This is a genomic window from Mycobacterium sp. (genome assembly GCF_019247615.1).
Classification (GTDB): domain Bacteria; phylum Actinomycetota; class Actinomycetes; order Mycobacteriales; family Mycobacteriaceae; genus Mycobacterium.
In genome coordinates, this window is record NZ_JAFBAT010000129.1 from 1 (window position 1) to 4,579 (window position 4,579).

Annotated in this window: 6 protein-coding genes; all 6 read left to right on the plus strand. The window is 68.5% G+C overall.

Going from position 1 to position 4,579, the window contains the following annotated elements; genetic code table 11:
• Positions 1-124 precede the first annotated feature (124 nt).
• Positions 125-988 carry a ParA family protein gene (locus tag JO059_RS08605; RefSeq protein WP_293315698.1) on the plus strand — a complete coding sequence of 288 codons (864 nt, stop codon included), beginning with the start codon at positions 125-127 and terminating at the stop codon, positions 986-988.
• Complete coding sequence (locus JO059_RS08610; protein ID WP_293315700.1) at positions 985-1,815, plus strand: segregation/condensation protein A; 831 nt, start codon at positions 985-987, stop codon at positions 1,813-1,815. The genes JO059_RS08605 and JO059_RS08610 overlap by 4 nt, the downstream gene beginning before the upstream one ends.
• Positions 1,812-2,498, plus strand: a complete 687-nt coding sequence (scpB, locus tag JO059_RS08615) for an SMC-Scp complex subunit ScpB (RefSeq protein WP_293315702.1) — start codon at positions 1,812-1,814, stop codon at positions 2,496-2,498. The genes JO059_RS08610 and scpB overlap by 4 nt, the downstream gene beginning before the upstream one ends.
• Complete coding sequence (locus tag JO059_RS08620; RefSeq protein WP_293315704.1) at positions 2,498-3,241, plus strand: pseudouridine synthase; 744 nt, start codon at positions 2,498-2,500, stop codon at positions 3,239-3,241. The genes scpB and JO059_RS08620 overlap by 1 nt, the downstream gene beginning before the upstream one ends.
• Positions 3,238-3,909, plus strand: coding sequence for a (d)CMP kinase (gene cmk, locus JO059_RS08625; protein WP_293315706.1), 672 nt, complete (start codon positions 3,238-3,240; stop codon positions 3,907-3,909). Before JO059_RS08620 ends, cmk begins: the two co-directional genes overlap by 4 nt.
• Positions 3,906-4,579: GTPase (locus tag JO059_RS08630; protein WP_293315708.1), on the plus strand; the 674-nt coding region annotated here is incomplete at its 3' end. The genes cmk and JO059_RS08630, both read left to right, overlap by 4 nt.

The following is a 4,579-nucleotide window of genomic DNA, read 5'->3' on the forward strand; positions in this document are numbered from 1 at the left end:
GCGGTGGTGCGACGCGCGCGCGATCTTGCCCATATTGGCTGGTATCTCGCCTGCGCGTCACCGGGTCTGGGCGTCACAAGCCGTTAGACTTTCGGGCGATGTCCACCTCCCGACCGCCCCGGGCATGACCGAGCACCGCGACAGCGATGTCGTTATCGGGCTGACGGGACGTCCGCCGCGGACGATCCCGGAACCCGGGCCGCGCACCTCGCACGGCCCGGCGAAGGTCGTCGCCATGTGCAACCAGAAGGGCGGCGTCGGGAAAACAACGTCGACGATCAATCTCGGCGCCTCGCTTGCCGAGTACGGCAGGCGGGTGCTGCTGGTGGACATGGATCCGCAGGGCGCACTGTCGGCGGGCCTCGGGGTCCCGCACTACGAGCTGGAAAAGACCATCCACAACGTGCTGGTGGAGCCACGGGTTTCGATCGACGACGTGCTGCTCTCCACCCGGGTCAAGCACATGGACCTGGTGCCCAGCAATATCGACCTGTCCGCCGCCGAGATCCAGTTGGTCAACGAGGTGGGCCGCGAGCAGACGCTGGCCCGGGCGCTGCATCCGGTGCTGGACCGCTACGACTACGTGCTGATCGACTGCCAGCCGTCGCTGGGCCTGCTCACCGTCAACGGCCTGGCCTGCGCGGACGGGGTGCTGATACCGACCGAGTGCGAGTTCTTCTCACTGCGCGGATTGGCGCTGCTCACCGACACCGTCGAAAAGGTACGCGACCGGCTCAACCCGAAGCTGGAAATCAGCGGCATCCTGCTCACCCGCTACGATCCGCGTACCGTCAACGCGCGCGAGGTGATGGCCCGGGTGGTGGAGCGGTTCGGTGACCTAGTGTTCGACACCGTGGTCACCCGCACGGTTCGATTCCCGGAGACCAGCGTGGCGGGTGAACCGATCACCACGTGGGCGCCGAAGTCGGCGGGTGCCATCGCCTATCGCGCCCTGGCCCGCGAAGTCATCGACCGATTCGGCGCGTGAAGGGCAGCGCGAACGGCAAGGCGCCAGCGAAGAACGGCTACCCGGAAGGTTTTCGGGTCCGGCTGACCAACTTCGAGGGGCCGTTCGATCTCTTGCTGCAGCTGATCTTCGCCCATCGTCTCGACGTCACCGAGGTGGCGCTGCACCAGGTCACCGACGACTTCATCGCGTATACCCGAGAGATCGGCTCAGGGTTGGGCCTGGAGGAGACCACCGCGTTCCTGGTGATCGCCGCGACCTTGCTCGACCTGAAAGCCGCCCGCCTGTTGCCGACCGGGCAGGTCGACGACGAGGAAGACCTGGCGCTGCTGGAAGTGCGCGACCTACTGTTCGCCCGGTTGCTGCAGTACCGCGCCTTCAAGCACGTCGCCGAGCTGTTCGCCGAACTCGAGGCCGCGGCGCTGCGCAGCTATCCGCGCGCCGTCTCGCTTGAGGACCGCTACACCGAGCTGCTCCCGGAGGTCATGCTCGGTGTGGACGCGCAACGGTTCGCCGAGATCGCCGCGGTCGTGTTCACCCCGCGGCCGGTCCCGACGGTGGCCATCGAGCATCTGCACGACCTGAAGGTCTCGATTCCCGAGCAGGCCGACAGGCTGCTGGCGATCCTGGAACGCCGCGGCGCCGGCCAGTGGGCCACGTTTGCCGAGCTGGTGTCCGATTGTCAGGTGCCGATGGAGGTTGTCGGACGCTTCCTGGCGCTGCTCGAGCTGTATCGGAGCCGGACGGTAGCATTCGACCAGCCGGAGCCGCTGGGCACACTCCAGATTTCGTGGACCGGAGAGCGTTCCACCAACGAAGCCTTGGCAGAAGTGCGGGATGGACTATGACGGACGAGTTGCCCGACGTCGATCTGGGCATCGACATCGCCGAGGTCGCCGCGATGGATGCCGATGAGCTGGGGTCGGTGCTGGAGGCGCTGTTATTGGTGGTCGACACCCCGGTCAGTGTCGAGGCGCTGGCCGCGGCCACCCAGCAACCCGCCTACCGGATCGCGGCGAAGCTGCAGCAGATGGCCGACGAACTCACCGCACGCGACAGCGGCATGGATTTGCGACAGAACGGCGAGGGCTGGCGGTTGTACACCCGCTCCCAATTCGCGCCGTACGTCGAGAAGTTGCTGCTGGACGGTGCGCGATCCAAGCTCACCCGCGCCGCGCTCGAAACGCTGGCTGTGGTGGCGTACCGCCAGCCCGTGACACGGGCGCGGGTGAGCGCGATCCGCGGCGTCAACGTCGACGCGGTGATGCGCACGCTGCTGGCGCGCGGCCTGATCACCGAAGCCGGAGCCGACGAGGACACCGGCGCGATGACGTTCGCCACTACCGAGCTGTTCCTGGAACGGCTGGGGTTGACGTCGCTGGCCGACCTTCCCGACATCGCGCCGCTGCTTCCCGACGTCGACACGATCGAGGATCTCAGCGAATCCCTGGACAGCGAGCCACGTTTCATGAAACTCGCGGGCGGCCGGGCTCCCGACGAGGCCCTCTCATTCGACGTGGACCAGGATTGATGGTCGAAGCTCAGGGCACTCGTCTGCAAAAGGTCTTGTCCCAGGCAGGAATTGCGTCCCGCCGCGCGGCCGAGAAGATGATCATCGACGGCCGCGTCGAGGTGGACGGGCAGGTGGTGACCGAGCTCGGGACGCGGGTCGACCCGGACGCCTCGGTGATCCGCGTCGACGGGGTCAGGGTGGTCGTCGACGACTCGCTGGTGTATCTGGCCCTCAACAAGCCGCGCGGAATGCACTCGACCATGTCCGACGACCGGGGCCGGCCCTGCATCGGCGACCTGATCGAACGCCGGGTGCGCGGTAACCAGAAGCTGTTTCACGTGGGGCGGTTGGACGCCGACACCGAGGGGCTGATCCTGCTGACCAACGACGGTGAGCTGGCGCATCGATTGATGCATCCCTCCCACGAGGTGCCGAAGACTTATCTGGCGACGGTGACGGGATCGGTGCCGCGCGGGCTGGGCAAGAAGCTGCGAGCGGGTATCGAGCTGGACGACGGGCCCGCGCGAGTCGACAATTTCGCGGTGGTGGACGCCGTTCCCGGAAAGACGTTGGTGCGCTTGACGTTACACGAGGGGCGTAATCGCATCGTTCGCCGGCTGCTGGCGGCCGTCGGGCACCCGGTGGAGGCGCTGGTGCGCACCGATATCAGCGCGGTGTCGCTCGGCGAGCAGCGCCCGGGCAGCATCCGGGCGTTGCGGCGCGACGAGGTCGGCGCGCTCTACAAGGCGGTCGGGTTGTGAGCACTTTTGTGGTGGCCATCGACGGACCGGCCGGGACCGGAAAGTCCTCGGTGTCAAAGGGTTTGGCCGGCGAGCTCGGCGCCCGCTACCTGGACACCGGGGCGATGTACCGGATCGTGACGCTGGCGGTGCTACGCGCCGGGGTCGACCCGGGTAATGCCGAGGCCGTCGCGGGCCTTGCCGCGACAGTGCCGCTGTCCGTAGATGGCGATCGCTACTTCCTTGGTGGGCAAGATGTTTCGGCCGAGATCCGCGGCGACGAGGTCACCCGCGCGGTGTCGGCAGTGTCGTCGGTCCCGGCCGTGCGGGCCCGGCTGGTGGGGCTGCAGCGGGCCATGGCCGAGGGGCCGGGCAGCGTGGTCGTCGAGGGCCGGGACATCGGAACCGTGGTCCTGCCCGACGCGCCGGTCAAGATCTTCCTGACAGCCTCCGCCGAAACGCGGGCCGAGCGGCGCAACGACCAAAACGTCGCGTCGGGCCTGGTGGACGATTACGAGGGTGTGCTGGCCGACGTGCGCCGCCGCGACCACCTCGATTCGACCCGGGCGGTGTCGCCGCTGCGCGCGGCGGCGGACGCGGTGGTCGTCGACACCAGCGACATGAGCGAGTCGCAGGTGATCGCCCAGCTGCTCGAGCTGGTGCGGCAGAAGAGCGGGGCGGTGCGATGACGTCCGACGGCACTTGGTCCGACGAAAGCGATTGGGAATCGGTCGATTCCGACTTCGAAGACTTGGCCGAGGCCGGTCCGGCGCCCGTGGTGGCGATCGTTGGCCGGCCCAACGTCGGCAAGTCGACCCTGGTCAACCGGATCCTGGGCCGGCGCGAGGCGGTGGTGCAGGACATCCCCGGCGTCACGCGCGACCGGGTGTCCTACGACGCGCTGTGGACCGGGCGGCGGTTCGTCGTGCAGGACACCGGGGGATGGGAGCCCGACGCCAAGGGTCTGCAGCAGCTGGTGGCCGAGCAGGCGTCGGTGGCCATGCGCACCGCCGACGCGGTGATCCTGGTGGTCGACGCCACCGTCGGGGCCACCGCGGCCGACGAGGACGCCGCGCGCATCCTGCTGCGCTCGGGCAAGCCGGTCTTCTTGGCCGCCAACAAGGTTGACAGCGAGAAGGGCGAGGCCGACGCCGCCGCGCTGTGGTCGCTGGGCCTCGGTGAGCCGCACGCGATCAGCGCGATGCACGGCCGCGGCGTCGCCGACCTGCTCGACGAGGTGCTGGCCAAGCTGCCCGTGGGGGTACCGCCCGCTTGCGGGGGAGTGTCCGAGGCGGCGCCGGCGGCTGGCGGTCCCCGACGCGTGGCGTTCGTCGGCAAGCCCAACGTAGGCAAGAGCTC